The sequence below is a fragment of the Sorangium sp. So ce394 genome, assembly GCF_051474665.1.
GTDB lineage: Bacteria > Myxococcota_A > Polyangia > Polyangiales > Polyangiaceae > Sorangium > Sorangium cellulosum_D.
Genome location: NZ_CP150339.1, coordinates 7,540,587 through 7,565,526 on the forward strand (window position 1 = coordinate 7,540,587; position 24,940 = coordinate 7,565,526).

The 24,940-nt window shown below is 73.6% G+C and carries 17 protein-coding genes; 8 read left to right on the forward strand and 9 right to left on the reverse strand.

The features are described 5' to 3' along the window. Window positions 1-241: 241 nt before the first annotated feature. A complete protein-coding gene (gene rpsO, locus WMF33_RS27460) occupies window positions 242-508 on the reverse strand; it encodes a 30S ribosomal protein S15 (protein WP_437331396.1) in 267 nt (88 codons plus the stop codon). A gap of 401 nt (window positions 509-909) precedes the next feature. Here rpsO and WMF33_RS27465 point away from each other — a divergent pair, with 401 nt between their 5' ends. Next, a complete protein-coding gene (locus tag WMF33_RS27465; protein WP_437331397.1) occupies window positions 910-2,472 on the forward strand; it encodes a serine/threonine-protein kinase in 1,563 nt (520 codons plus the stop codon). 23 nt (window positions 2,473-2,495) lie between these two features. Here WMF33_RS27465 and ruvX read toward each other — a convergent pair whose 3' ends face one another. Beyond that, window positions 2,496-2,924, reverse strand: a complete 429-nt coding sequence (ruvX, locus tag WMF33_RS27470) for a Holliday junction resolvase RuvX (protein ID WP_437331398.1) — start codon at window positions 2,922-2,924, stop codon at window positions 2,496-2,498. A gap of 114 nt (window positions 2,925-3,038) precedes the next feature. On the opposite strand from ruvX, the gene hisS reads away from it, so the two are divergent. From hisS to WMF33_RS27490, 4 genes are all read left to right on the forward strand, one after another. Further along, window positions 3,039-4,325, forward strand: coding sequence for a histidine--tRNA ligase (gene hisS, locus WMF33_RS27475; protein WP_437331399.1), 1,287 nt, complete (start codon window positions 3,039-3,041; stop codon window positions 4,323-4,325). An 11-nt stretch (window positions 4,326-4,336) separates the two neighbouring features. Continuing rightward, window positions 4,337-6,103 (forward strand): hypothetical protein, encoded by a 1,767-nt coding sequence (locus WMF33_RS27480; protein ID WP_437331400.1) that lies wholly within the window; start codon window positions 4,337-4,339, stop codon window positions 6,101-6,103. Between the two features lie 124 nt (window positions 6,104-6,227). After that, the gene (locus WMF33_RS27485; protein ID WP_437331401.1) at window positions 6,228-6,860 is read left to right on the forward strand and encodes a COMM domain-containing protein; all 633 of its coding nucleotides are present in this window, start codon (window positions 6,228-6,230) and stop codon (window positions 6,858-6,860) included. A gap of 309 nt (window positions 6,861-7,169) precedes the next feature. Continuing rightward, window positions 7,170-9,257: a WD40 repeat domain-containing protein gene (locus tag WMF33_RS27490; RefSeq protein ID WP_437331402.1), complete on the forward strand. Its 2,088-nt coding sequence runs from the start codon at window positions 7,170-7,172 to the stop codon at window positions 9,255-9,257. Between the two features lie 60 nt (window positions 9,258-9,317). Here WMF33_RS27490 and WMF33_RS27495 read toward each other — a convergent pair whose 3' ends face one another. The 3 genes from WMF33_RS27495 to WMF33_RS27505 are packed head-to-tail and all read right to left on the reverse strand — an operon-like array spanning window position 9,318 to window position 14,652. Beyond that, the gene (locus WMF33_RS27495) at window positions 9,318-9,995 is read right to left on the reverse strand and encodes a DNA alkylation repair protein (RefSeq protein ID WP_437331403.1); all 678 of its coding nucleotides are present in this window, start codon (window positions 9,993-9,995) and stop codon (window positions 9,318-9,320) included. Further along, window positions 9,992-12,193, reverse strand: coding sequence for a hybrid sensor histidine kinase/response regulator (locus WMF33_RS27500; protein ID WP_437331404.1), 2,202 nt, complete (start codon window positions 12,191-12,193; stop codon window positions 9,992-9,994). Before WMF33_RS27500 ends, WMF33_RS27495 begins: the two co-directional genes overlap by 4 nt. A gap of 47 nt (window positions 12,194-12,240) precedes the next feature. Further along, entirely contained in the window at window positions 12,241-14,652 is a 2,412-nt protein-coding gene (locus tag WMF33_RS27505) for a hypothetical protein (RefSeq protein ID WP_437331405.1), read from the reverse strand. Window positions 14,653-14,765: 113 nt separating this feature from the next. Between WMF33_RS27505 and WMF33_RS27510 the strand changes: the two genes are divergently transcribed. Then, window positions 14,766-16,016 (forward strand): MFS transporter, encoded by a 1,251-nt coding sequence (locus tag WMF33_RS27510; protein ID WP_437331406.1) that lies wholly within the window; start codon window positions 14,766-14,768, stop codon window positions 16,014-16,016. Between the two features lie 147 nt (window positions 16,017-16,163). Here WMF33_RS27510 and WMF33_RS27515 read toward each other — a convergent pair whose 3' ends face one another. The 3 genes from WMF33_RS27515 to WMF33_RS27525 form a co-directional block, all read right to left on the reverse strand. Next, window positions 16,164-16,592 (reverse strand): HNH endonuclease, encoded by a 429-nt coding sequence (locus WMF33_RS27515; protein WP_437331407.1) that lies wholly within the window; start codon window positions 16,590-16,592, stop codon window positions 16,164-16,166. Then, window positions 16,582-17,004: a hypothetical protein gene (locus tag WMF33_RS27520; protein WP_437331408.1), complete on the reverse strand. Its 423-nt coding sequence runs from the start codon at window positions 17,002-17,004 to the stop codon at window positions 16,582-16,584. Before WMF33_RS27520 ends, WMF33_RS27515 begins: the two co-directional genes overlap by 11 nt. A 1,161-nt stretch (window positions 17,005-18,165) precedes the next feature. Continuing rightward, window positions 18,166-19,065 (reverse strand): hypothetical protein, encoded by a 900-nt coding sequence (locus tag WMF33_RS27525; RefSeq protein ID WP_437331409.1) that lies wholly within the window; start codon window positions 19,063-19,065, stop codon window positions 18,166-18,168. A 172-nt stretch (window positions 19,066-19,237) separates the two neighbouring features. Here WMF33_RS27525 and WMF33_RS27530 point away from each other — a divergent pair, with 172 nt between their 5' ends. Beyond that, entirely contained in the window at window positions 19,238-20,668 is a 1,431-nt protein-coding gene (locus WMF33_RS27530) for an MATE family efflux transporter (RefSeq protein ID WP_437331410.1), read from the forward strand. Window positions 20,669-20,728: 60 nt separating this feature from the next. Then, on the forward strand, window positions 20,729-21,319 hold the full coding sequence (locus tag WMF33_RS27535; RefSeq protein ID WP_437331411.1) for a Uma2 family endonuclease: 591 nt from the start codon (window positions 20,729-20,731) through the stop codon (window positions 21,317-21,319). Window positions 21,320-21,325: 6 nt separating this feature from the next. On the opposite strand, the gene WMF33_RS27540 is transcribed toward WMF33_RS27535, so the two are convergent. Beyond that, window positions 21,326-24,934: a DEAD/DEAH box helicase gene (locus tag WMF33_RS27540; RefSeq protein WP_437331412.1), complete on the reverse strand. Its 3,609-nt coding sequence runs from the start codon at window positions 24,932-24,934 to the stop codon at window positions 21,326-21,328. Between the last annotated feature and the right edge of the window lie 6 nt (window positions 24,935-24,940).

Consider the following 24,940-nt stretch of genomic DNA (forward strand, 5'->3'; position numbering starts at 1 on the left):
CGGAACGCCGGCCGGTGCCGGGTGGAACGCGCGGGTGGAGGATGGGACGGCAACGAGCTGCGGCCGGCAAGCGGGCAGGCCCGACCGGTCGAGGCCGGCGGCAAGCGGGCAGGCCGGACCGGCCGAGGCCGGCGCTCGCACCTGCCCCGACACCGCGGGCAGAGGGCAGACGGACGCCGCGCGGGCGCGCGGCGCCTCGGGAGCGCGCCGGCGAAGCCGGCGCAATCTGCCCTGAAATCCGCTACTTGCGGAGGTTGAGGCGGTTGATGAGGCTGCGGTAGCGCTCGATGTCGATGCGCTTCAGGTAGTCGAGCTGACGGCGGCGCTGGCTCACCAGCTTCAGGAGGCCCCGGCGGGAGTGGTGGTCCTTCTGGTGGGTGCGGAAGTGCTCCTGCAGCTGGTTGATCCGCTCGCTGAGGAGCGCGATCTGGACCTCGGGCGACCCGGTGTCGCCCTCGTGGATCGCGTACTTCTGGATGATGTCCGTCTTCTGAATCGAGTGCAGCATGGCTGGCTCTCCATGGCCTCTCCGGTGCGCTGCCGAGCGCCCGGGCCGGCGCGTCTTTACGACGCCGGCGACTGGCCAAGCGACGCCTGAAGGCGAGCCCCGCGCCCGGAGCGGCGGGAGCCCGCGAAATTCAGGCCAGTGAGCAGAGGAGCGCGCGAGTATACGCAGGCGCGCCGGTCCGTCAACGCGCCCGTCAACGCGGTCGACGTGGCCCGCGCGATTTGTCACCCCCAGAACGGCCGATTGGCTACCCTCGGTCAGCGATGCCCGGCACCCTCCGGCCCCCCGAAGACGCTCCCCGACTGCAGTCGGACCCTTCCCGACCGCAGTCGGACCCGCGCGGCTCCCGACCGCAGTCGGACCCGCGCGGCTCGCAGTCGGACCTGCATATCGCGCACGCGATGACGAGCCTCTCGACCTCCGCCAACGCGCCCCCGAGCTCCGGGAGCGACAACGCGACGCCCAAGGTTTGCCCCACCTGCGGGGTGCGGTACCCGGCCGAGTTCAGGGTGTGCCCGCGCGACGCCGCGACGCTCGACGACTCCGTGGACGACGCGCTCCGCGACGATCTCGTCGGCAAGACGCTCAACGAGACGTACACGGTCATGCGCGTCGTCGGCGAGGGCGGCATGGGGCGCGTCTACGAGGCGCGCCACACCCGGATCTCGAGCAAGCGCTTCGCCATCAAGATGCTGCACCCGGAGTACGCCCGGCAGCCGCAGGTGATCTCGCGCTTCCAGCGCGAGGCCGAGGCCGCGGCCGCGGTGCAGAGCCCGTACGTCGTCACCGTCTTCGACGTCCACCGCACCGCCGAGGGGCGGCCGTTCCTCGTCAACGAGTTCCTCGAAGGCAAGGAGCTCGCCGACTACCTCACGGAGGTCGGCAAGATGAAGATCGGCCCCGCCGTGCGCATCGTCCGGCAGATTTGCAAGGCGCTCGCCGCCGCGCACGCGAAGGGCGTGGTGCACCGCGACATGAAGCCGGAGAACGTGTTCCTCACCGGCGACCTCACCATGCCCACGGCCAAGGTGATCGACTTCGGCATCTCCAAGGTCGACGACGCGCCCGGCGCCGCGCTCACGCAGACCGGCATGATCATGGGCACGCCGTCCTACATGGCCCCGGAGCAGGCCCGCGGCGAGCGGGTCGATCACCGGGCGGACATCTACGCCGTCGGCGCCATCCTCTACTGCGCCCTCACCGGCAGCCGCCCGTTCGACCGCAACGACCCGACCGCGACCCTGACCGCGGTGCTCACCGAGGACCCGCCGCGCCCGCGCTCGCTCGAGCCGAGCATCCCCGAGCCGCTGGAGATGATCATCCAGCGGGCGATGGCGAAGGAGCCCAGCCACCGCTACCAGACGATGGAAGAGCTCGACGCGGAGCTCGCGCTCTACGACACGAGCGAGCCCGAGCCGCGGGAGCTGAGCTCCCCCGTCGTGCAGCCCGGGCCGCGCACGTCGCTGCCGTCGGCGCCGCGCGCCGCGACGATGCAGCTCCGCCAGGCGCAGCAGGTGAGCATGGCGAGGCCGCTCATCCTGCTGCTCTCGGTGCTCGGCCTCTTCTGGGTCGCCGGCGGCCTGATCACGCTGGTCACCGCGATCATCCGCCTCTCGCGCGGCGGCACCGTGACCGACAACCTGACCGGCCTCGAGGCGGTCCTGCTCGCGTCCGGGATCGGCTTCGCGCTGATCACCCCCGCGCTGATCGGCGCGCGCCACGTGCGCCGCAACGTGTGGAACAACAGCATGAAGTCGGTCGACCTGGCCGACAACATCCGCCGGCCGATCGTCGTCGGGCTGTGCGCCTACGGCTTCGCGTCGCTGCTCGTGCGGGTCGTCGAGGCCGTCGTCCTCCGGCGCGCGGCCGGCGTCGCCTGGCCCATGTGGGACGTCGTGCTGTTCGCGATCGGCGCGGTCGGGGCCGCCGGGGCGTACCTCTTGCTCCGCAGCGAGAGCCGGTAGCCCGGCCGGCGAGCGGCCCGCGCCTAGCCGCGCCGGCCGTCCAGCCAGGCCTGGAGGAGCAGCGCCGCCGCCGCCCCGTCGACCCGCTCCTTGCTCTTCCGCCCCGAGACGCCCCCGTCGCGCAGCCGCCGTGCCGCCTCGACCGTCGTCAGCCGCTCGTCGATGAGCTCCACCTCGACCCCGGCGGCGTCGGCCAGCGCCTGCGCGAAGGCCGCGGCCCGCCGCGCGGCGGGCCCCTCGTCCCCGTTCATCTCCAGCGGCAGCCCCACCAGAAACCGCGTGATCCCTTCGTCCCGGGCGAGCGCCGCGAGGGCCTCGAGGAGCGCCTTCCGGTTCCGCCCGTCGAGCAGCGGCCGCGGGTGCGCGTAGAGCCCGAGCTCGTCGGTCACCGCCACGCCCACGCGGGCCTTCCCAAGATCGATCGCCGCAGCGCGGGTCTTTGCCTTCGCCATGCCTCTCGGAGACAGCACATAGCCCCAAGACGGTGAGCCGGCGAGACCCGAGCGCACCGGGAGGCCTCCGACTGGCTTGACCCGCTCGCCAGCTCCGACCATAAGCGCCGCGCGATGGAACTGCGCGCGGTACGGGGGATGAACGACATCCTCCCCGAAGAGGTGGAGCGCTGGCACAAGCTCGAGGGGGCCTTCCGCCTCCACGCGGAGCTCCACGGCTATGCCGAGGTGCGCACGCCGCTGCTCGAGCCGACGGAGCTCTTCCAGCACCAGATGGGCGAGACGACGGACGTGGTCGAGAAGGAGATGTACTCCTTCGAGCGCCACGGCGATCGGCTCACGGTGCGCCCGGAGGGCACGGCCGGCGCCGCGCGCGCGTACGTCGAGCACGCGGTCCACGCCAAGGAGCCGGTCACCCGCTGGTACTACCTCGGGCCGATGTTCCGCGGCGAGCGGCCGGCGAAGGGGCGCTACCGCCAGTTCTACCAGGCCGGCTGCGAGCTCTTCGGCGATCCCGGGCCGCTCTGCGACGCCGAGACGATCGACCTCGTCGCGACGTTCTTGCAGCGCATCGGCATCGGCGACTTCGTCGTCCACGTGAACTCGCTCGGCAGCGCGGGCACGCGCGAGCGCTACCGCGAGGCGCTGCTCGCCCACTTCACGCCGCGCAAGGGCGAGCTCAGCGAGGACTCGCAGCGCCGCCTCGAGAAGAACCCGCTGCGCATCCTCGACTCGAAGGACCCGCGCGACCACGAGGTGTCGCGCGACGCGCCGTCGACGCTCGACCTGCTCGACGACGCCGACCGGGCCCACTGGCAGGGCGTGCTGCGCTGCCTCGACGTGCTCGGCGTGAGCTACGTCGTCGACCGGTCGCTCGTGCGCGGGCTCGACTACTACACGCGCACGCTCTTCGAGGTGAAGGCGACCTCGAGCGATCTCGGCGCCCAGAGCACGCTCGCGGGCGGCGGTCGCTACGACAACATGGTCGCGGGGCTCGGCGGGCCGAGCGTGCCGGCGATCGGCTTCGCGATGGGGATGGAGCGGCTGCTCACGATGATGCCCGACGCCCCCGCGCGCCGGGGGCCCGGCTGCTTCCTCGCCCCGCTCGGCCAGAGCGGCGCGGACCGCGCGCTCCTCCTCGCGAAGGAGCTGCGCGCGCTCGGCGCCTCGGTCGAGCTCGACGGGCGCGGCGGCCGGCTCAAATCGATGCTCCGGCGCGCGGACGCGCTCGGCGCGCGGCTCTGCGTGATCCTCGGCGACTCGGAGGTCGAGCGCGGCGTCATCCAGATCAAGGATCTCGTCGCGCACCTGCAGGAGGAGATCCCGCTGGAGGGCGCGGCGCGCGTGCTCGCGGATCGGGCCCTCGAGGCGTCGCCCGGCGGCCAGCGGGGAGCGCGTTGACCTCCGAGGCGATGGGAGCGCAGGGCTGCTCGCGGGGGGCGCGCGGCGCTCCGGCGGACGAGATGCGGGGCCGGGCGCGGCGCGCGGGCGCGGCGTTCTCGCTCGCCGCGGCGCTGGCGGCGCTGGCGGCGCCGTCGGTCGCGGCGGCGCAGGTCAGCTTCGGCCAGCCCGGCATGGGGCCGCCCCCCTCGAGCGCGCCGCAGAAGCCGCCGCCCGGCACGCCGGAGACGCACGCGGCGCCGACCTCGGAGGAGAGCCCGATCCAGACCCAGGAGCCGACCCTGCCGGAGGACCCGCTGGCGATCCCGCCGCAGGTCAAGAAGCAGATCGGCACGAACGACCCCGGCGAGTGGGAGGTCGGGCGCGCCGCGGAGATCCAGCGGGACTGGTACGGGCTCTACTACGGCGAGAAGAGCGGCAGCTACCAGTTCCGGACGCTCTTCCCCCTGTGGGCGGAGCGCAAGATGCCCGGCGACCGCGCCACGATGGTGACGCCGCTCTACTACAACCGCCGGAGCAAGGACGTCGACGCCGACGTGCTCTTCCCGTTCTTCTGGAAGCTGCGGGACCAGAACACGTACACGACCATCGTCGGCCCGTTCATGCACCGCGAGCGCGAGGGGCGCCCCGCGGGCCCCGGGCGCAAGGCGGAGCCGGGCCGGCACGACAACTGGCTCGCGCCCCTCTTCTTCGAGGGCAAGAGCGACGACGGGAGCGGCTACTTCCACATCCCTCCCCTGCTCACCTTCACGCACCACACGGCGCGGAGCGGCTTCAACCTGGTCGGCCCCCTCTTCTGCAGCTGGAAGGGCGGCCCCGCGTGCGACGCGCGCTCGGCCGACAAGATCGATCTCGGCCTGGCCCCGCTCTACTTCTACGGTCGCGACGAGAGCAGCGAATACGAGGTCATCCCGCCGCTCTTGCACTACTACCATTACAGCGACATCGGAGACCGCTCGACGAACGTCTGGGGTCCTCTGATGTGGCAGCACTCGCGCAAGGGCGACGTGTTCAACGTCATGCCCTTCTACTGGCACAGCTGGGGCAAGAACTACGATCGCACCACGCTGTTCCCGTTCTTCCATTACGGGTACGAGGGCAACTCGAACCTGCTCGTCACACCGCTCTTCGTGAAGGCGCGCGGCGAGGAGGGAGAGAGCACCTTCGCGACCTGGGGCTACGCCCGCTATCGAGGGCGGACGGAGCTCGACATGATCACGCCGCTCTTCTGGCAGTACCGGGATCCGGACATCGATCTGGAGCGGACGTTCCTGCTCCCGTTCTATTACCGGAACACCTCGCCGCGCAGCGACGATCTCGTCCTCTTCCCGTTCTATGGCCGCTTCAAGCGCCACGGGTTGAGCGACACCACGTGGCTCACGCCGCTGGTCCGCCACACGCGGGATCTCACGGGCTGGGAGACGGACATCTACCCGTTCTTCTATTCGGGTCGAAACCGCAGCTCCACGCACCTCGTGGTCGCGCCGTTCCTCTGGGACTTCGCGTCGCCGACGTCGCGCACCACGATCGCCCTGCCGGTCTATTTCCGGTTCGCGGACCAGAACTCGGTGACGCAGGTCGCGCTCAACACCTTCTACCGGGAGCGGCGGGTGCGGACGGGCATGGAGTGGGAGTTCCATTTCTTCCCCGTGTTCTCGTACGGCGAGACGCCGGGCGGGCACTGGTGGAACCTGCTGTACGGGCTCGCCGGGTACACGCGCGAGGGCACGATGTCGAAGATGCGGGCGCTCTACGTCCCGATCCAGCTGAGCGAGTGATCCGGCCGAGCGCCGCGGTCCTGGCGGTCTCGGCCCGCCCGCGCGGTCTCAACCCGCCCGCGCGGCGGCGGCCGCGCGGCGGTGGACATCGCCGCGGAGGTCGGCAATCGTTGGCGAGGTCGCGATGAGCACCCCCGCCCGCGAAGCGCCCTCCCCCCGCCCCGAGCTCGCGAGCCTCGGCGGCGCGCCGCCGCCCCCGGAGCTCGCCGCCGACCTGCGCCGGCTCCTGGACCTGCCCGAGGGCGCGCGGCAGCGCCTCTGGGAGGCGCTCGGGCCGAGCCTCGGCGAGCCGGTGCCCGCCGCCGTCGAGCGGCTCCTCGACGGGTTCTGCCGCCGGCACGAGGTCGGCTCCGAGGCGCTCGCGCGCGTGCTCAAGGCGTGCCGCTTCCTCGTGCGCGAGGCGAGCAAGCGCGACCTCGACCGCGCCGCGCTCGCGGCCGACCTCGCGGCGCTCGCGCCCGGCGAGGGCGCCGAGGAGATCCAGGCGATCCTGCTCGCCGGCTACGACCAGGCCCGGGCGGTCGTGCGGCGGGAGATCGTGCGCGGCGCGCTGCTCGACCACGGCAAGCTGCTCACCGGCGTCGACTGGCGCATCGACTCGATCGCGGCCGCGAGCCGCGGGGCGAGGATCGCGGCGCCCGTCGTCCTGCTCACGCTGAGCTACCAGGAGGGCGACCAGCGCTCCCGGATCACCCTGCAGGCCACCCCCGACCTGCTGCGGGAGCTCCAGCAGATCTGCGCGCAGATCCTCGGCTGACCGCGCGCGCCGCCGGACGCCGCGCGCGCCGCCGCGATCTCGCGCTCCCCCGCTCCTAGAGCGACAAACGGGCTGAAACCGCTCGAAAGAGCAGAAATTCGAGCCGCCGAGGCGCCGAGGACCCTAGGGGTTTGTTCTCTTCTTGGCGCTCTTCGCGGTTCATTGTGGTGAACCCAATCTACTGCGGGATGTCGGGCTGACGAGCGACACCCGAGGCGAGAGAGAGCCAATGATAACAGCGAGGCTCGCGCGCGGATAGAGCACAGTCCCGTCGCTTGACCTCCGACGCAGAGCGTGAGATCCCGGCGCATGCGTCTTCGATCCGCGATAGGGCTTCTGGCCCTCCTCGTCGCCTGTGCGGATAACGGCTCGCCGCCGGGCGATCCGTCCAGCGCGGCGACGGGCGGCGGTGGCGGCGATGGTGCCGGGAGCGGCGCTTCCAGCGGCGGAGGGGTCGAGAGCGGACCCACGGAGCGGTGGTGGGGGAAGCTCGCGCTCGACGACAGATCCGACGGCTGGTTCGTGTTGGCGGCCGAGGGGAGCCTCGACGGCTCCGCGCAGCGGTTCGACGCCACGCTGTGGTGGGACCTCGCGCGGCACGACGTGGAGATCGAGCGGTCGGAGGACGGATGGCTGCTCCTCGGGCAAGGCATGGTCGACGGGTGTCGGCTGTGGCTGCACCTCGTCCGGACCGGCGATGCGTTCGACGTGCGCGACGGCGGGACGTGCCCCACGCGCCAGGACGGCTCCCTCGGCGTGTTGCGCCGCTCCAGGGCGCGCCGCGTCCACGCCGACATCGATCACGTCGATCCGCTCGGCTTCGACCTGACGGGGCGCCGCTTCGCGTATGCCGCGGAGGGCGGGATCCACCTCTGGGACAGCGAGGCGGGGCGCCTGCTCGATCTCGGGCCGGGCATGGCGGCCGCGGAGATGCAGGCCCCGCACCGCACGGGGGTCGTGTTCTCGGCGGACGGGCGGCGGGCCGCGTTCCTGCGCGGGCAGGACGGGTGCGTGTCCACGGAGCTCGTCGCGGTCGACGTGCAGACGGGGGAGGCGGAGGCGATCGCGTCCAGGGTGCCGTGCCACGCCGCCTTCGTGCGCTTCTCGCCGGACGGGGGCCGCGCGGCATACTTCGCGGACGCGGGCGGCGAGCTGCGCCAGCTGCACGTCTTCAGCTTCGCCGAGGGCAGCGCGGCCGCGCTCGGCGAGGACCTCGCCCTGGACTCGCTGGACATGCGCGTCTTCTGGGGCCCCGACGGGCGGTATCTCCTCCATTCGCTGAGGACGAGCGAGATCCTCCTCGGACCAACGAACGATCCCGTCGAGCTCAAGCCGGTCGCCCTGTTCGACGCGGCCACGGGCGAGGTCAGGGTGCTCGGCGAGGGCCGCGAGCTCAGGGCGTCTGCGGACGGGCGTCACGCCGCGTTCATCAACGCCGACGACCGCGTCGTCCTCGTCGACCTCGCCGCCGGGACCGACGAGGAGCTCGACACCGCCTACAACGACCCTGCGCTCGACGCCGATCGCGCCGGAATCACGTTCAGCGGCGACGGGACGAAGCTCGGGTTCGTCGACGGCGAGGGCGCGCTCCGCCTGCACGATCTCGAGCGCGGAGAGGCCGAGACGCTGGCGGCGGGCGTGGGGTGTTTCCGTCACGAGCTACCCGGCGCCCCGTCGGCGGTGCGCGCGCTGCGCTTCTCCAGCGACGGCTCCGCAGTGCTGTTCGTACCGCGCAGCATCACGACGTGCACGGAGCGGCCGCAGCTGACCGGCGTCCGCTGGCGCGAGCTCGCGACCGCTCGCGAGCTCGACCTCGATGATGAGGTCGACGAGATCTTCCGCTTCGGACCGCGCGGAGAGATCGCCTATGAGAACTGGCCGGCAGGGCTCAAGGCGTGGTCGCCCGAGCACGGCGGCAGCCTCGTGGCCGCGCAGGAGGACATCCCCTCGAGCACGACCGCGGAGTTCACGAGCGACGGGAAGTTCCTGGTGTTCACCCCGGTCGACTTCGACGATCTGCTCGGCGTCTACGCCTGGAACCTCACCGACCACACGCTCGCCGCGTTGAAGCTCGGCCGGCCAGCGGCCGATTCGTTCGTGCTGGAGCCCGAGAGAGGGATCGTGATCGTGCCAGGGACGCCGTCGATGCGATACCACCTCGGCGCCGGCGGGGAGGGCGAACCCCTCGTCGACGAGAGCGGTTCCCTGCTGCGCAGCGAGAGCAGCGCGACGCTCGCGATCGCGGGCCGGCGCGGCGGAGAGGAGGGCATCTTCGCGCTTCGTGTGGGCGACGGCGACGCCCTCCCGGCGCTCATCGAGGCGGGGCGCATCGTCTCGGTGTCCGACAGCCACGTCTACTTCGTGGCCCCGGACGGCCTGTGCGTGGCCCCCCTGTAGAACGCCGCCGGCGCGCAGATCGCTGTTGGGAGCGCCCACGCGGTCGGCGCGCCGCCCCCCTCACCCGCCCCGCGTCTTCTCGGCCTTCTCCCGCCGCACCATCTCCGCGATCCAGACCGGCGCGAACGGCGGCGTGCAGCCCGGCGACGCCGGGTAGTCCTTGAGCACCTCGAGCCGCTCGCCGATGGCCACCGCGCGGGCGCGCAGCCCGGGGTTGCGGATGCCGATCTCGGCGAGGCAGTGGTTCATCGACCACTGCTTCGGGCCCGGCGCCGTCTTCATCTCCGCCTCGATCTGGTCGAGCAGCGCGGGGAGATCGAGCCCGGCAGGGCTCTTCACGACGCGGTCCGTCGTCAGGCTCCAGCCGGCGCGCCCGACCAGCGCGCTCGCGGAGTCCTTCCAGCGGACACGCAGCGCCTCGACGTGGCGCGACGCCTTCACCACGTTGACGATGAACCAGTCGAGCAGCTTGGGGTAGCCGATCTCCCGGACCATCGCGTCCAGCTCGTCCGCCGAGAGGGCCTTCGGCTTGAACACGAGCGTCGCCAGCAGGCGGGCGTCGGGATCCCCGGTGCGCCACAGCTCGCCGGCCAGGGCGTTGTCCGCCTTCAGCCGCTTCGCGAGCGCGCGGAGGTGGGTGAGGTTCACGCCGTGGGCGTCTCCGGCGCGGGCGTTGACCTCGCGCATCTTCTCGTTGCCCAGTGCGGCGAGGTCCCGCATGACGTCGGCGAGCTTCATGGATTCGACCGCGACCTCGTGCTCTCCCGCTCCTCGGCCCGGTTCGCCGTGACGACCTCGGCGATCGCGCTCAGCGCGTCCTCGGCGGAGAACGGCTTCTCCAGGAGCGGCCGGCCCGACGAGGCGAGGAACCGCTCCACGTCGGCGCCGAAGCCCACGCCGGTCATGAAGATGAACCCCTGCGCGAGCGCCGGATCGCTCTCGCGGATCCGCGTGTAGAAGACGTCGCCCGACATGCCGGGCATCCGCAGATCGCAGAGCACCACGTCGAACCGCTGGCCGCCGGCGAGCATCCCCATCGCCGCGTCCGCGCTCGGCGCGAGCGCCACCTGGTGCACCCGGCCGAGCTGCTCGGACAGCGCGCGCGCCAGCGACGCCTCGTCCTCGACCACCAGCACCCGCGCCCGCTTCGACACGAGCCGCGGCACCGGCGCGACGCTCGGCGTCGCCTCCTCCGCGCGCCCCGCCGCCGGCAGCGAGATGATGAAGCGCGCCCCGCCCGGCGGATCGCTCCCCGGCACCGGGCTCTCCGCCGTGATCTGCCCGCCGGCGCGCTCGATGATCTCGCGGCTGATCGACAGGCCGAGCCCCGTGCCGACCTCGGGCCCCTTGGTCGTGAAGAACGGCGTCCAGATGCGCGGCAGGTTCTCCTCCGCGATGCCGCCGCCGGTGTCGGTCACCACGATCTCGACCGTGTCCCCGTCGCTCCGCGTCTCGACCGTCACCGTCTGATCGCGCGCCTCGGTCTTCGAGCTCGGCTTCGGGATCGCCTGGGCCGCGTTGACGAGCAGGTTCACGATGACCTGCCCGAGCCGGCCGTCCTCCATCAGGATCGGCGGCACCTCCGACAGGTTCTTCACGATCTGCGCCCGCTCGATGATCTGGCCGCGCGTCAGGCTCAGCGCCGACTCCACGGTCCGGTTCGCGTCCGTCAGCGTGCGCCGCGACCCCTCGGGCTGCGGCGGGCTCGCGAACAGCTTGAGGTCGCGGACGATGTCGACGATGCGCTTGATCGAGTCGCGCAGCTCCCGCAAGAGCTCCGACGCGCTCGAGGCGGCCGCGCCCTCCATGCGCACGTTCGGGCCGCGCAGCAGGCGGTCGAGCATGTCCAGGCCGAGCAGGATGAACGCCGCGGGGTTGTTGATCTCGTGCGCCACGCCGGCCGCCAGCGTGCCGAGCGTCGACAGGCGATCGACCTGGATGAGCCGGGTGCGCGCCGCGTGCTCGGTGCTCACGTCCGCGAGCACGCCCTCGATCGCCACCACGCGGCCGCGATCCGAGACCAGCGGGTACACCGTGCCGCGCGCGGTGATCGCGTCGCCGCCCCGCCGCCTGAGGCGCGCCTCGTAGGACGACGAGGGGGCGCCGAGCTTGGCCCGCGCCACCGCGTCCTCGAAGCACATCACGCCCTCCGGGTCGGCGTGGGCCTCGCCGAGGAAGCCCGGCGTCCTCAGCGCCTCGGCCACCGGCACCCCGAGGAGCCGCTCGGCGTGGCGGTTCAGGAACGAGAGCTCGCCGGTCTCGGGATCGAGCCGGAAGATGATGAGCGGCGCGTTGTCGAGGAGGTTCCGGTGCTGCTCCTCGAGCTCGCGGATCCTGAGCAGCCGCTCGGCGGCCTCGCGCTCGCCGGCGACGACGCGCAGCGAGCGATCCAGGCCGGCGCCGAGCGCGCCGGCGAGCTCTTCCAGGAGCTCTGCCGGCGCGGCAGCCGCCGCCGCGGCGTCCGCGTAGCCGAGCACGAGCGCCGCCACCACGGGGCCGCCGCCGCCGGAGCTGCTGGCGCGCGGCGCGCCCTCGGCGCCGGGCGGCGCGGCCCGCACCGGGAAGGCGACGTACGCGAGGCACCCCTCGGTCGGCCCCAGCCCGTCGAGCGCGTCCCCCGCGCGGGTGTCGTCGCAGGAGAACGCCTTGCCCTCGCCGAACACCCGCCGGAAGAGCGCCGCCGGCGCGGGGAGCAGCGCGCCGAACGGCGCGGCGGCGAGCGTGTCGGCCCGGATGACCGCGTGCGCGCGGAGCGCGCCCTCGGGCTCCGGGAACAGCACCGCGAAGAGCTGGAACGCGGCGAACCGGCCGACGGCGTCGGCGAGCTCCTCGAACGGCCTCGGCAGGAGGAGGTTCGAGTGGCGGGCCACGACGGTGAGGACAGCGTTCAGCGCGACGAGGCGGCGGTACCTCTCGCTCGCAGGCGCATCGTGCATCGCCACGACATCTCACCACGTCGGCGCGCGGGGACGAGAGGCATTCTTCACTTTTGTCCGTCCGGCCTGTCGGATGGGGTCGCCGGGGCCGCGGGCCGGGGCGCCGCGCGGTCGCACCGCTCGAGCAGCCGGAGGGCGGCGTCCCGGCGCTCCTGGCTCACGGCGGGCCCGGCGCCGGCCGCCCCCTCGTGGGCGGCGTACTGGGCGAACATCCGGCGCGCGGTCTCGGCGTCGCCGACGCCGCACGCCGCCACGAGGCGCAGCCGCTCGGCCTCGATCCAGACCCGCTGGAGGGGCAGGTGGGCCCCGAGCGCCCGGTCCAGCCGATCGGCCGCCTCGTCGAAGCGGCCGTCGTTCAGGTACTGGCGGCCGAGGAGGTAGCTCGGCAGGCCGTCGCCGGGCGCCTGCGCGGCCCAGGCGCCGAGCAGCTCGGCCGCCCGGAACCGGTCCGGCGCGCCGCCGCGGGTCCCGACCAGGAGCTCGACCACGGCCGCGCGGGCCCGCTCGTCGTGGGCGGCGGCGATCTTGACGTCGAGCGTCCGCAGCCGGTCCTCGTCGACGAGGCGGCCGGCGACCTCCTGGTACCACGCGACCGCGCGCTCGCGGTCGCCGGCCGAGAGCGCCACGTCGCCGAGCCGCTCCGCCGCGCGGTCGCGCAGGTGGCGCGGCACCGACGCGTCCCCGGCGATGATCTCCAGCTCGCGCACCCCCTCGGCCCGGCTGCCGGGCGCGTCGCTCGCGAGCCGCGTCTCGGCGACGGCGACGCGCGTCGCGGGGCTCTGGTCGAGCGCGAGGACGCGCCGGTACTCGGCGATGGCGCCCTCGTTGTCGCCGCGCGCGCGCAGCTGCTCCGCCTTCTGCGCGCACGCGTCGACCACGTGCGGGCAGCGCCGCTCGAACACGGCGGGCCGATCGAAGCGGGCCTTCGCCTGCGCCCTGGCCGCGTCCGGGAGCGACAGCGCGTCGAGCTCGGCGTGCCACGCGCGCTCCATCTCGGCCCACGAGGCGCCGGTGAGCTCGGGCAGCGGCTTGCCGCCGTACCAGGCGCGGACCGCGGCGGGCCCGTACGTCGCGCGCACGTGGCCGACGAAGGCGCCGCTCACGGTGTAGGCGGTCGACGAGTTCTCGGCGAGGAACCCGAGCGCGAAGAGGCGCGCCAGCGGCGGCAGGATCCCGAGATCTTTCATGGCCTTGGCCCACTCGCGCGGGCTCAGGTCCTCGCCCTCCCTGGGCGAGCCGGCGACGGCGATCCCCTCGATGAGGCCCGGGTCGGGGAGCCACCCGCCGAGCCGCCCGGCGATCTCGAACGGGCCGCGGGCGAAGGCGCCGGCGAGCACGTGCATGATCTCGTGCCCGAGGGTCGGGTGCGGGTAGCCGGCGGCCTGCAGGTACACCTCGCGGCGCCACGGCTTCGCCACGTAGGTGCGCGACGCGCCCATGAGCGCGCCCTTCTGCGCCGCGCTCTCGAACAGGTAGGCGCGGACGCGGAGCGGCGCGCCGCCGTGCTCGGCGGGCGCGCCGAGCCAGCGCTCGCCGGCCGCGATGTGGGCGTCGCACTCGCGCACGAAGCGCTGGACGTCGGCCTCGCGCATGCCGCGCGGGTAGACGACCTCGCAGCGCTCGCCCTGCGAGAGCGCGCCGAGCTCGGCCGCGATGGTCTCGGAGGTCTGGAAGTGGCCGAGGCGCGCGCCTTCGAGGAGGTTCGCGGCGCTGAGGGCGGCGCACGCCGCGCCGAGCAGGAGCAGCCCGGGGCGGCCTTGCAGCTGGAACGACAGCCGGCCGCCCGCGTCGTGGACGAGGTGGTGGGCGAGCGCGGACGCGGCGACCAGGGTGGCGAGCGTCCCGGCGCGGTAGGTGAGCAGCCCGGAGGCGTCGACGACGGTGTCGTAGAGGGTGCCGCTGAAGAAGCCGACGAAGGGGTCGTAGGCGAAGACGATCGGGCTCGTGTAGAAGCGGACGGCGCTCACGCCGATCGAGGCGAGCGGGGCGGCGAGCGCGGCGAGGACGGCGACGAGCCGGCGCCGCCACGCGGGGGGCGCGGGCGGCAGGGGCGCGGCGTCGTCGCGCCGGATGCCGGCGGCGAGCTCGCCCGCGACCGCGCCCCAGGCGCCGCCGAGGGCCGCGCCGAGGCCGGGCCCGAGGGCGAAGTGCGCGGAGCCGCCGAGCACGTCGCAGAAGCCTGCGCGGAGGCCGTGCGCCAGGGTGGTGGCGTACGCGACGACCGCGAGCAGGGCGCCGTTCGCGACGCCGCGGCGGAAGGCGTCGAGCGGCAGGGGCCGGTGGGCGGCGACGTCGAGGGCGGTCGTGATCGCGGCGGCGCTCGGCACGAGCACGCCTGCGGCGAGCGCGCTCTCGTAGCCGGGGCCGTCGAAGAGGGGCAGGAGGCCGACGAGCGCCATCGCGATCGCGACGAGCGCTGCGGCGAGCCTGGTGGCTGGTGAACGCAGCAGCGGGGGCATGGGCGCGGGTGGCTCCAGGGCTGCTTTCGTAGTCGCGCCTGCCCGCAGAGGCGACCCTCATTCCGCGGCGCTCCGTCCTTCCTTCTTTTCTGCTCTACTCGCGCCCCCGCGCCATGTCCGCTCCCCCCGCCGGCCTCTCTCGCCACCCCGATTTCCTGCGCCTCTGGGCCGCGCAGGCGGTGAGCGCGCTGGGCAGCCGCGTCAGCCGGACGGCGCTGCCGGTGATCGCGATCGTGAGCCTCGGCGCCGACGCGGCCGGCGTCGCGGCGCTCTCGGCGATGTCGACCGCCCCGGGCGTGCTCGTGGGGCTCTTCGCGGGCGGGCTCGTCGACCGCTCGCGCAAGCGGCCGCTGCTCATCGGCGCGGATCTCGCGCGCGCCGCGCTGATCCTCTCGGTGCCGATCGCGGCCTGGGCCGGCGCGCTGACCCTCGTCCATCTCTCCGCGGTGGCCGCGCTGGTCGGCGTGGCCACCTCCCTGTTCCAGATCGCCGACAACGCGTACTTGCCGGCGCTGGTCGGGCAGGATCGCCTGGTCGAGGCGAACGCCCGGCTGGAGGGGACCGAGGCCGCCGCGGAGATCGCCGGCCCTGGCGCCGCGGGCATCCTGATCCAGGTGCTCACCGCGCCGGTGACGATGGTGGCGGACGCGCTCTCGTATCTCGGGTCGGCGGCGCTTCTCGGGCGCATCCGGGCGGTCGAGGCGCCGGTCATCCCTGCGGGCGACGCGGCCGAGGGGGGCGCCTCGCTGCTCGAGGATCTCCGGGTGGGGCTGCGCCACGGCCTCGGCCACCCTGTGGTCGGCGCGACGTTCCTGGCCATGGGCGCGCAGGCGCTCTTCAGCGGCGGGGTCTTCTCCGCGCTGTACATGCTCTATCTCCTGGAGGGCCTGCGGCTGGATCCCGCCGCGGTCGGGCTGATCATCAGCGCGGGCGGCGTCGGCGCGCTGGGCGGCAGCGTCGTCGCGGGGTGGCTGGGCCGCCGCCTCGGCCGTGGGCCGGCGATGATCCTCAGCCTCGCGGTGGGTCAGGCCGGCGCCGTGCTCATCCCGCTCGCCGCGCACCTCGGGCGGCTCGCGGTCCCTGCCCTCGTGCTGCACCAGCTCCTCGGGGACGCTTTCCTCGTGGCGTTCATGATCCACGCGGTGAGCGCCCGGCAATCGATGCTGCCGCTCCACGTGCTCGGCCGGGTCAACGCCACGCTCCACGTGCTCACCGGCGCGCTCTTGCCGGCGGGCACGCTCGCGGCCGGCTGGCTCGCGGGTCGGATCGGCGTCGAGTCGGCGGTGTGGTGCGGCGTCGTCGCGGGCCTCGCCGCGCCGCTGCTGCTGCTGCGGCCCGCGGTGTGGCGGCTGCGGGCGGCCTGAGAGGGCCTCTGTGCGCGGGCGCGCCCCGCGGCGAGCCGCGTTGTTTGAGCAAGGTCGGGAAAAGGTCCGGGGCGCGCAGCCCGGTGCGCCTGAGGGCGCCTGGCCGCCGGCTTGCGCGGCGAGCGCGGGAACATCGATGCTTCTGGGTCAATCCTTGGGTGGATGCCAGCCGGCGATCACCCAGCCCCGCCGGGCTTCCACGAGCTCGGCGCGGTTCAAGCGAACGGCAACGACGGTGGCCCTGCCAGTGGGGGTCTTGCCGATGATCTGGTCTCCCGCCGCGCTCCAAGATAAATGATCCGGCCATGCCTGTCGGCGTGGATCGAAGATGCGCACGGTCTCTCCGGTGTGAGGGTCGGAGGCCGCGATCCGGTTGCCCTTGTGCTCGTTACAGAGGGAACACGCGAGCCAGAGGTTCTCTCTCTCCGTGAGGCCTCCCAGCGACGCCGGGATGATGTGATCGATCTCCATCGGCGAGCCGATGATGCTCGACGACGTGAGGCAGAAACCGCACCGATGGCGCGCCTCTCGGGCGACTTGCTCCCGCAGCGCCTTGGAGATGTAACTACGGCTCATGCTTCTGGAGCAGCACGGAGACATCGTGCCCACGCTGCGTGAGCAGCGCAGCCGCTCGGGAGCGAACCAGCATGATCCGCGTATACTCCTTCACGAGCATCGCCAGCGCATCGGACTCCGATGCAGAGAGCCCTTCTCCCTGGCGCTTGACGTGGAGGGCCTCGAGGTCGGCAGCCTTCTGAGCGGCCAGGGAGGTCCTCGCGGCTCGCCATAATGCCTCGTCGTCCAGGAGGTGCAGCGCGGCGATCGACTCGGCCATGTCGGCCGGCAGCTCTTCGGGCTCGTCCGGGAGCAACGCCGCCACCGCCTCGACGAGCTCAGCCTCGACGGTCCGATGCATCCTGCTCGCGCGTCGCGCCAGCCGCTCGTAAAGAGGCTCCGGCAGGTTCACGGTCACTGCTTGAACGGCCATGGTTTACCCTACGCCGTGCCACATCGGGAGGCAAGCGTCGCTAGGCCAGCGCGCTCGGCGCAAGCGTCATCCCTCGCAACCGAACGGGTGCGCCCGTCATCGCCACGTCGAGCTCTGGGCGCCCTGACGCGTTCGAGAGTTATTTCTGAGCGCGCATGAGGCCGTCCGGGTGTGCTGGCGGGGATCGCCGGTCGACATGGAAGAACTGCAACAAGTATCCCCGCATCAGGCGATGGCCGTCGCAATGTGTATAGTCCGAGGCGGAGCCCAGCCCTGTCGGACACAACGACTCAGACGAATAAAATAAGACACCAAGGACGTTCATAGAAGAGAGAGACGTGCGTCTTCTGTCTCTTGGTGTTCTTGGTGTCCTCGGCGCCTTGGGACTTTAAACTCTCCTCGTGGTCCCCCGTCACACCGCATCTTCCGCTCGGGCGCGGGGCCCCGTGCTGGCGAGGCCGAGGTGGATCCTTCTCGCGATGCGACCCATTGCGCGGCGCTGCGCCCGTGCCGTCGGGACGTGCGGCCGGGATCCCGGGACCGCGAACCCTTGTTCAATCACGCAAACCATTGCGGAAGGGAGCAACCGGTTGCGGAGCCCCTCTGCAACTGACGCCGCGAGGGGTTCCATGGTCCGCAGAGTATCTGTGCACCCGATCAGGGGATCCTGCGCTGCCGGAGCGATATCCCGAGCCACCTCGCAAGGGCTCGTGTCCACATGGACCGACCGCCTCGGGTAGAGCGGACGGCTCGGTCGCGCCCGGAGGAGGCGAGCGATCGCACCCTGGACAGCGAGCGCCTCCAGGATGGGCTTGAAGAGCGTCGGTGCCGGTCTGGAAACCGGGGCGACGGGGTCTGTACACCGCCGCAGCCGGTCCGGAGAGCGCGGAGCGGGTCTGCGCACATCTCGAGACCCCCTCGGCCGTTCTCGAGACCCCCTCGGCCGTTCTCGAGACCCCCCTCGGCCGTTCTCGAGACCCCCCTCGGCCGTTCTCGAGCCCCCCTCGGCCGCCCTCGAGACCCCCTCGGCCATTCTCGAGACCCCCTCGGCCGTTCTCGAGACCCCCTCCTCCGGCTCCCCGGACCGGCTTTCCGCTTGGCACCGCGCCTTCCCGCCGCCCTCCCCGGCGCCTGGCGGGCACGGCGGCGCCCGGCGCCGCGTCAGCCGAGCCGCGGCTCCGCGCCCGCGACCTCGCCCTCCGCGCCGTCGTCGTCCCCGTCGAGCGGCGGCTCCTCCTCGATCACCTCCCCGGCGGCGGCCGCCGCGCGCTTCATCACCGTGAGGCCGAGCTGGATCTGCGCCTTGACCGAGAAGACCTGCCGGAGCGTCGTCGCCCAGTCGTTGAACCAGTCGCGCAGGCCCTCGAGCGCCTCCCGCTGCTCCTTCCGGGCCCGCTCCAGCTCCGCCGCCGGCACCCGGGGCGGCTGCCCCTGCGCGCCGGCGCCGGCCTCCAGCCGCGCGAGCTGGTCGCGCACCTGCTGCATCCTCGCCTCCGTCAGCCCGCGCGCCGTGAGCGTCTTGTGGACCTTCTTCGCGTCGCCGTCGCTGTTCCTGGCGAGCCCCTCCACCCGGCGCAGGAACGTCCCGACCGACATGATCACCGCCGGCCCGAGCGGCTGCTGCTCCAGGTTCTTGAAGAACGCGGCCTCGAACCCGGCGCGCCGCTCGCGCGGCACCGCGCGGCGGATGATCGCCCGCGCGCGCGGGAACCACGTGTTCTCGAAGGTATCGACCTCCTGGAGCAGCCGCATCCGCTCCGCCCCCTCCACCACCCCGCCGCTCGAGGCCTCCACGAACAGGTGCTCCAGCGGGCGCTGCTCGCCCGAGGCGAGCTTGAGCAGCCGCCACCCCTCGCGGTGCTCCTCGGCCGTGTAGCCCTCGCGACGGGCCCGCTCCACGAACGGCGCGGCCTGCACGTTGACCAGGAGCCTGAGAGCGCGGCCCAGGAGATCTTGCTCGGCCGCGGTGAGCACCAGCGGCAAGGACGCCTCGGACGGCTCCGAGGCCGCGCCCCGCGCCCCCGGCTGCTTGGGGGCGCTGGCGGACTTCGCTTTCGGCATGTCGTTCTCCTCTCGCTGGCGCAACCGGGGAAGGACCGAAGCGCTCAGCGGCCGGCGCGGACTGCAAGCCGCGCGCCAGCGGGCGTGGACTGTCGCCGCGCGTCCGCTAAGTTACGCCGCGCCCGACCCTCCCACGATCCCTCTTTCCGCCCGCCCGCGGGCGAGGAGCCCGATGAAACCGACGTTCGGCACCGATCTGACGACCGGCAGCATCCCCAGACACATCGTGACGTTCTCGCTCCCGATGCTCCTCGGGGGCTTCCTCCAGACGACCTACAGCTTCATCAACGCCATCTGGGTCGGCCAGTACCTGGGCACCGTCGCCCTCGCGGCCGTCACCGTGAGCTTCCCCGTCGTGTTCACGATCTTCGGCGTCGGGATGGGGATGACCCTGGCCACGAACATCCTCGTCTCCCAGAGCTTCGGCGCCAGGCGGTTCGACGAGCTGAAGCGCGTGGTGGACGGCTCCACCGTGCTCATCTACGGCCTCGGCGTCCTCTTGACCGTCATCGGCGAGATCTTCACCCCCGCGATCCTCCGCGCGATGGACACGCCGGCCGAGGTGCTCGAGCCGGCCGCGCACTACCTCCGCGTCTACCTGCTCTCGCTGCCGTTCAGCTTCGGCATGTTCGCGCTGCGGAGCATGCTGCAGGGGACGGGGGACTCGAAGACTCCCCTCTATTTTCAGCTCGGCTCCGTCCTGCTCACGACGGTGCTCGATCCTCTCCTCATCTTCGGGAAGCTGGGGCTGCCGGCGCTCGGCCTGAACGGGACGGCCTGGGCCACGATCGTCTCTCAGGTCCTCGCGCTCGTCGCGCTCAACGCATATCTCCACGTGAAGAGGTCCCCGATCTCGCCGAGGTGGCCCCGCTTCGGCCAGCTCGGCCCGACGATCCGGCGGACGCTCCGCATCGGCGTGCCGGCGGCCGTGCAGCAGTCGGTGGTCTCGCTCGGCATGGTGGTGGTGACGGGGATCGTGAACGGGTTCGGGGAGGTCGCGACCGCGGCGTTCGGCGCGGCCTCGCGCATCGACCAGATCGCGTTCCTGCCCGCGATCAACATGGGAATGGCGATATCGACGCTCGCCGGGCAGAACCTCGGCGCGGGGCACCACGGGCGCGTGCGCGAGATCTTCCTGTGGGGCTGCGCCTTCAGCGCCGCGATCACGCTCGCGTGCTCGGCGGCGGCCATCGTCTTCCCCGAGGCGCTCCTCCGCGTGTTCATCGCCGATCCGGTCGTCATCGATCTCGGCGTCTCGTACCTGCACATCGTGGGCGCGTCGTACGTGCTCTTCGGCCTCTCCTTCGTGAGCAACGGCATCATCAACGGCGCCGGCGCCACCCTGGTCACGACCGCGATCTCGCTGCTCGGCCTCTGGGTGGTCCGCGCCCCGCTCGCGTACTTCCTCTCCCGCGAGATGCGCAGCGTGAAGGGGGTCTGGTACGCCATCGCGGCGAGCTTCGTCGTGTCGCTCGCCGCGAGCCTGGCCTACTACGCCTCGGGGCGCTGGAAGCGGGTCGTCGTCCACCCCGCCGCCCCGGCGGACCCGGCGCGGCAAGCCGACCCCGCGAAGGGGTTCGCGAACGAGGTCGGCGAGGCGTGAGCCGCCGAGTCGCAGCGGGCGCAGCTTGCCTGGCCGCGACCCCGCGGGCAGGCTGAGCCCATGGGCCAGCCCGCCGAGAAGCCCCGCCGCGCCACGTACGCCGATCTCGAGGCCGCGCCGCCGAACAAGGTGGCAGAGCTGATCCGCGGCGTGCTGCACGTCTTCCCGCGGCCGGCGCCGCGGCATGCGCGCGCCGCGTCGAGCCTGGGCATCGAGATCGGCGGTCCCTTCGACCACGGCAGGAACGGCCCAGGCGGATGGTGGATCCTCGATGAGCCCGAGCTGCACTTCCCCGATCCGGAATCGCCGGGCGACGTGGACGCGGTCGTGCCGGACATCGCCGGCTGGCGCCGGGAGCGCATGCCCGAGCTCCCCATCACACCCTATTTCTCGCTCGCTCCGGACTGGATCTGCGAGGTCCTGAGCCCCTCGACAGAGCAGCACGACCGCGAGGACAAGATGCCCCTCTACGCGCGCGAGGGCGTGCTGCACGCGTGGCTGGTCGATCCCATCCAGCGGACCCTGGAGGTCTTCTCGCTCGGCCCGGGCGGAGGCTGGGTCCCGCTCGCCACCCACCGCGACGCCGCGCGCGTCCGCGCCGCGCCGTTCGAGGCGATCGAGCTGGAGCTCGCCGTGCTCTGGGCGACGTAGCGCCCCTCAGACGGGCGCCGGCGCCCCGGCGCCGGGATCCCCGTCGAGCGCGACGGCGCCCTCCCCCTCGCCGCCCTCGCCGCCGTCCAGCCCCCGGAGCCGCGCCGAGAGCAGCCCCAGGAGCTCCTGCGTCGAGAGCTTGCCCGCGGCGTCCTTGCCGCCGAGGACCTGGGCCGCGAGCGAGCGCTTCTGCTCGTGCAGCGACAGCATCTGCTCCTCGATCGTCCCGAGCGCCACCAGGCGGTAGATGGTGACCGGCCGGCGCTGGCCCAGCCGGTGCGCGCGATCCGAGGCCTGATCCTCGACCGCGGGGTTCCACCAGGGGTCGAGGTGGATCACGTTGGTGGCCGCCGTGAGGTTGATGCCGAACCCGCCCGCCTTGAGCGAGATCAGGAAGAGCGGCGCCGCCCCCTCCTGGAACTCGCGCACCCGCTCGCCCCGCGCCCGCCGCGGCGTCTCGCCGTCGAGGTAGACGTACGCGACGCCGCGCGCCTCGAGCGCCTCGCGCACCAGCGCGAGGTGCGAGGTGAACTGGCTGAAGACGAGCGCGCGCTGCCCCTCCGCCCGCAGCTCCTCGACGAGCTCGAGGAAGCGCGCGAGCTTGGACGAGGCGAGCGCCGAGCGCTCGTCGTAGAGCCGCGGGTGCGAGGCGAGCAGCCGCAGCCGCGTGAGCGCCGCGAGCACCTCGACGCGCCGCTGCTGCTCCCGACGGACCGACCGGCGCGTCTCGAGATCGGACAGCGCCGCGAGCCGCGCGTCCTCGTACAGCTGCCACTCGGCGCCCGAGAGGACGACCGGCACGCGCACCTCGGTGCGCGCCGGGAGCTCGGCCTCCACCTGCGCCTTGGTCCGCCGCAGGAGGAAGGGGGCGAGCACGCGCGCGAGCGCGGGCGCCGCGGCAGGATCGCCGTGCCGCTCGATCGGCGCGGCGTAACGATCGCGGAACGAGTCCCAGCTGCCCAGGAGGCCGGGAAAGACGATCGTGAACAGGCTCCAGAGCTCGCCGAGGTGGTTCTCGAGCGGCGTGCCGGAGAGCGCGATCGTGAAGTCCGCCTGGAGCGCCCGCGCGGCGCGCGCGCGCAGGGTGGTCGCGTTCTTCAGGCTCTGGGCCTCGTCGAAGACGACCGTGGCGAAGCGCCGGGCCGAGAGGCGCGCGGCGTCGCGCACGAGCAGGCCGTAGCTGAGCACCAGCACGTCGCCCGGGCCGAGCCGCGCGAGCGCGCCGTCGCGATCGGCCTCGTCCGCGTAGAGCGTGAGGCGCAGCGAGGGCGCGAAGCGCTGCGCCTCGTCCCGCCAGTTGAAGGCCACCGACGTCGGGGCGAGGACGAGCGCCGGCCCGCGCTCGGCGCGCTCGAGCAGGACGGCCAGCGCCTGCACGGTCTTGCCGAGGCCCATGTCGTCGGCGAGCACGCCCCCGGCCCCCCAGGCCGCGAGCCGCACGAGCCAGCGGTAACCGTCGACCTGGTACGGGCGGAGCTCGGTCCCGAGCGCCGGTGGGACGGCCGGGCAAAGCTCGCCGGCGGCCGCGACGCGCTCGGCGAGCCGCCGGTAGGCGCCGTCCCCGTCGAGCGCGGCGCCGGCCCGCTCGAGCTCCCACAGCACCCCGGCGGCCGAGGGGCCCACCGCGAGGCCGTGCCGGGTCTCGTGGACATGGTCCGACAGGCGCTCGAGGTGGGCGCGCAGCGCCTCGCCCAGCTCCACGTAGGTCTGCGCCTCGACCTGCACGTAACGCTCGCCGCGCCGCGCCGCATCGAGCAGCCGCGCGAGCTCCACGCGCTCGCCCCCGACGCTCAGGCCGCCGAGGACGCCGAACCACTCGCGCCGCCGCTCGAGGACGATCTTGAGCGCCTGGGGGCCGCGGCTCGCCACGGCGCGGAGCGGCGCGCCCACCCACTCGAGCTCCGGCGGCGGGTCGCGCGCCGCGCAGGCCGCGAGCAGGTCGAGCGCGCCGTGCGCGCTGGCGAAGCGGTAGTGGAAGCGGCGATCCTCGATCGGCTCGGCCCCGGCGAGCGGGAGCTCGGCCGCGAGCGCGGCGGCGAAGCCCTCTTCCTGGGCGAGGTCGCGCACCGCGTGCAGCGCCTTCTCCCCGCGCCGCACGTGCACGTCGCGGGCGCCCGCGCCCGGCGCGAGGGCCGGGCCATCGGCCAGCGGCCGGATGCGCAGCTCCACCTCGACCGCGCCGCGGGGCTGGGCCGTGAGGCGCAGCACCGGGAGCAGCGCGGGCGGGACCGACTCGCCCATCACGCTGCGCGGCATGGCGACGGGCACGCGCTGCGCCCACCGCGCGAGCGCGGCGAGCAGGGCGGCGTGGCTCTCGGGCGGGAAGACGTTGCCCTCGCGCAGGAGCACGTCGAGGAGCGACCGGACCTCGGCCTTGACGTCGAGCAGCGTGAGCCGGCGCGCGCCCTGGTCCCAGTCCCAGAGGAACAGCACCTCCTCGGGCCGGGCGCGGCGGACGCGATCGAGCAGCGGAGGGGGCAGCGCGGTGCCCTCGACGCCGGCGCTCACCCGCACGGCGCCGTGGCGCTCCTCGGCCACGAGGCCCACCGGCGTGCGCTCGATGCGCACCGCGACGTCGGGCGCCTCGCCGAGGACGAGGCGCGGGTGGCCGATGAGCGCGTCGAGCAGCGCCCGCGAGGCGAACGCGTCGCCGTCGGGCAGGAGCGCCGCGATGCGGGCGTCGTCGGCGGAGAGCTTGGCGCCGTGCTCGAGGAGGAGGCGCTTCTTGCCGATCCGCGCGCCGGCGCCGCGCTGGCCCTTCTTGCCCACGCGGTGGATCCAGGGGGCGACCGCGACGCCGGCGCCCTCGACGACGTCGAGCCGGAAGACGAGCTCGACGCCGGCGCGCGCGCCGGGGCCCTCGTCGAACGCGCGGTCGAGCGCCAGCAGGGTGCGCTCCCAGGGGGGGCGCCCGAGCTCGTCGAGCGCCTGGAAGAAGGCCTCGCCCGGGGGCTGGCGGAGCCAGAGCAGCGCCGCGTCGATGGCCGCGAGCACGTGCACGCAGTCGGCCGCGCCGCAGCCGCACTCGGCGCGGGGCGCGCCGGGGGCGAGGGTCAGCCGCGCCTCGGGGCGGACGAAGCCGGCGCCCACGCGCTGCGATTCGTAGGGCAGCGGGTCGTCGAGCCGGAAGCCGGGCAGCGCCGCGTCGAAGCGCAGCGGGGCGGCCCGGAGCGCCCGCTCGGGGCGCGGGGCCACGGCGTCGGGGACGCGGGCGCGCAGGGCGCAGAGGAGGGCGTGCGCCGGCTGGGCCCGCGGCTCGTCGGGCGCCCGGAGCAGCGCGGGGACCGCGGCGCGCGCCAGCGCGGCGGCGGCGCGCTCGTCCTCGAGGAAGCCGAGGACGGCGGGCGGCAGCGCGTCGCGGAGGCGCGAGGGCGGCAGCCACTCGAGCGAGCGCGCGAGCTCGTCGCCGCTCGCGAGGTCGATGAGGCGCCGCCGCGCGCCGAGGATCCGCAGCTCGGGCCAGAGGGCGGGATCGACGCGCGGGGCCGCCGCCTCGAGGTTCAGCCGGGCGACGTGCGCGATGGCGTGGCGCGCGAGCCAGGACAGGAGCGCCGCCCGCGTCGCGAACGGCGCCTCCGGCGCTCCGGGGGTGACGGGCTGGGGGTCGCCTGGCATGGTCGG

Excerpts from the sequence above, each read along its gene's own strand:
- rpsO (WP_437331396.1), bottom strand. The coding sequence starts at position 508 with ATGCTGCACTCGATTCAGAAGACGGACATCATCCAGAAGTACGCGATC.
- WMF33_RS27465 (WP_437331397.1), top strand. The coding sequence starts at position 910 with ATGACGAGCCTCTCGACCTCCGCCAACGCGCCCCCGAGCTCCGGGAGC.
- ruvX (WP_437331398.1), bottom strand. The coding sequence starts at position 2,924 with ATGGCGAAGGCAAAGACCCGCGCTGCGGCGATCGATCTTGGGAAGGCC.
- hisS (WP_437331399.1), top strand. The coding sequence starts at position 3,039 with ATGGAACTGCGCGCGGTACGGGGGATGAACGACATCCTCCCCGAAGAG.
- WMF33_RS27480 (WP_437331400.1), top strand. The coding sequence starts at position 4,337 with ATGGGAGCGCAGGGCTGCTCGCGGGGGGCGCGCGGCGCTCCGGCGGAC.
- WMF33_RS27485 (WP_437331401.1), top strand. The coding sequence starts at position 6,228 with ATGAGCACCCCCGCCCGCGAAGCGCCCTCCCCCCGCCCCGAGCTCGCG.
- WMF33_RS27490 (WP_437331402.1), top strand. The coding sequence starts at position 7,170 with ATGCGTCTTCGATCCGCGATAGGGCTTCTGGCCCTCCTCGTCGCCTGT.
- WMF33_RS27495 (WP_437331403.1), bottom strand. The coding sequence starts at position 9,995 with ATGAAGCTCGCCGACGTCATGCGGGACCTCGCCGCACTGGGCAACGAG.
- WMF33_RS27500 (WP_437331404.1), bottom strand. The coding sequence starts at position 12,193 with ATGCACGATGCGCCTGCGAGCGAGAGGTACCGCCGCCTCGTCGCGCTG.
- WMF33_RS27505 (WP_437331405.1), bottom strand. The coding sequence starts at position 14,652 with ATGCCCCCGCTGCTGCGTTCACCAGCCACCAGGCTCGCCGCAGCGCTC.
- WMF33_RS27510 (WP_437331406.1), top strand. The coding sequence starts at position 14,766 with ATGTCCGCTCCCCCCGCCGGCCTCTCTCGCCACCCCGATTTCCTGCGC.
- WMF33_RS27515 (WP_437331407.1), bottom strand. The coding sequence starts at position 16,592 with ATGAGCCGTAGTTACATCTCCAAGGCGCTGCGGGAGCAAGTCGCCCGA.
- WMF33_RS27520 (WP_437331408.1), bottom strand. The coding sequence starts at position 17,004 with ATGGCCGTTCAAGCAGTGACCGTGAACCTGCCGGAGCCTCTTTACGAG.
- WMF33_RS27525 (WP_437331409.1), bottom strand. The coding sequence starts at position 19,065 with ATGCCGAAAGCGAAGTCCGCCAGCGCCCCCAAGCAGCCGGGGGCGCGG.
- WMF33_RS27530 (WP_437331410.1), top strand. The coding sequence starts at position 19,238 with ATGAAACCGACGTTCGGCACCGATCTGACGACCGGCAGCATCCCCAGA.
- WMF33_RS27535 (WP_437331411.1), top strand. The coding sequence starts at position 20,729 with ATGGGCCAGCCCGCCGAGAAGCCCCGCCGCGCCACGTACGCCGATCTC.
- WMF33_RS27540 (WP_437331412.1), bottom strand. The coding sequence starts at position 24,934 with ATGCCAGGCGACCCCCAGCCCGTCACCCCCGGAGCGCCGGAGGCGCCG.